1 protein-coding gene and 1 pseudogene are annotated in these 1,930 nt (G+C 42.5%); one reads left to right on the top strand and one right to left on the bottom strand.

Translation table 11 applies throughout. From position 1 onward, the window contains the following. On the top strand, positions 1 to 1,214 hold a 1,214-nt coding region (locus ACZFYI_RS19810; protein WP_462525846.1), incomplete at its 5' end, for a glycoside hydrolase family 9 protein. Between the two features lie 249 nt (positions 1,215 to 1,463). Here the strand turns inward: ACZFYI_RS19810 and ACZFYI_RS19805 are convergent. Continuing rightward, positions 1,464 to 1,930: pseudogene (locus ACZFYI_RS19805) on the bottom strand (oxygen-independent coproporphyrinogen III oxidase); the annotation flags it as partial.

Genomic DNA, 1,930 nt, shown 5'->3' with positions numbered 1-1,930 from the left:
CTTATGAATTGTATCCCGACAGGTTTGAGGACAAGGTCAATGCCTTGGGACAGGCTGGAGCAAACGGAATTCCCGATGTCTTGGACGAGGCAAAATGGGGTTTGGATTGGATTCTCAAAATGCATCCTTCACCGGACCAGCTTTTTCATCAGGTAGCAGACGACCGTGACCATAGGGGATTCAAAATTCCTAATAAAGACAATGCTGATTATGGTTGGGGTGCAAATTCCTATCGTGCGGCATACTTTGCCACAGGAAAACCCCAAGGCTTAATGAAATACCAAAGTGAAGCAACCGGTGTGGCAAACCTTGCAGGGAGAAGCGCAGCGGCCTTGGCATTGGCATCAAGAATCTGGGAAAAAGACCTCAAAGATCCAGTGTTTGCGGGGACTTGTAGAAAAGCGGCCATTTCTCTTTATGAAATGGGGAGAAAGCAGGAAGGTTACCAACAGGGGAATTCCTACGGGGCACCTTACCGCTACAATGAAGAAACTTGGGCGGATGATATGGAGTGGGCTGCCGCCGAATTGTACAAAACTACCAAGGACAAAACCTACTTAGACCAAGCCAAAAAGTACGCTGTTCTAAGCAACACGGCTGACAGTTGGACAGTAAAGGACTCAGCTTCACATTATCAACTATACCCGTTTATCAATTTGGGACATTTTTCATTGCATGGCGTCGTGGATGATGAGTTCAAAAAAACCCTGGAGGGATATTTCCTCGATGGTATCAAATATACTTTGAACCGTGCAAATCAAAACCCTTTTCACGTTGGAGTTCCTTTCATTTGGTGTAGCAATAACCTCTTGACAAGCTTGGCAACACAGGTGATTTTATATGAAAAAATGAGCGGGGACAAGCAGTTTGAACCGTTTTTGAATGCCCAAAGGGATTGGCTTTTTGGCAGGAATCCATGGGGAACATCCATGTTTACCAGAATGCCGGAAGGAGGAGAATATCCTGTCGAAGTCCATACTGCGCCTTATGTATTGTTGGGTATGCAGGTTCAGGGAGGATTGGTGGACGGGCCTGTCTATACTTCGATTTATAACAACCTCTTGGGCTTGAACTTATTGAAACCTGATGTCTTTGCCCAATTCCAAAATGAACATGTCGTCTATCATGACGATGTGGGCGACTACAGTACCAACGAACCCACAATGGATGGTACAGCAGGGTCGATATTGATGATGACTCATTTTAGCAGATAAAAATAAAGTCCATGGTTGATAGTCCACAGTCCACCAGCATCTTTCTAAAGAAATCATGTTTCTTTAGAATTTTGCCCGAAAAAATAAAAGGATAGAAGATAACTCAAAAAAGCCCCAAATCGGGGCTTTTTCTATAGTTATACGGGTTTACAAAACGACTAAAGTACATAAACGATATTTAATTGATATTGGGATATTATTGGACATTGCTTCAGTTAACCCAATAACCAATTAACCCAATAACCATTTTCAAATCGACTTACTAAATCCAAACTTTCTCTCTTCTTTTTCCTGCATCCTGAGGTCAAAAACCATGCAGACATTGCGAATAAAAGGCAGCCCGGCCGGGAGAACTTTGATTCCTTTCGCATCAAATTCGATGATTCCCTCTTCAGCAAAAGCCTTCAATTTATCCCAGTTTCTTTTTCCCAAAACAGAATAGTAGCAGAAGTTCCAATCCGCTTCATGGTTGCAGATCAGTTTCAAAATCAGATTTCTGGTTTCGATATCTTCCTTCGACATGATGTGTCCTTTGCTGATTGCAAAATGTCCCAAGCTGATCTGTTCTTTGTAAAGGTCAATTTCCTTGGTGTTTTGGGCATAAGCGTAATAGACATCAGAGATGGAACTGTTTCGCAATGCAAGCAATATTTTGGATGGAGAAGTGGTATATCCCATGAAATTACGGTGAAGGGTTTTGTTCTCTTTTGCGATAT

It is taken from the genome of Aquiflexum sp., assembly GCF_977115555.1.
This window is presented reverse-complemented; position numbering and strand designations above follow the sequence as displayed.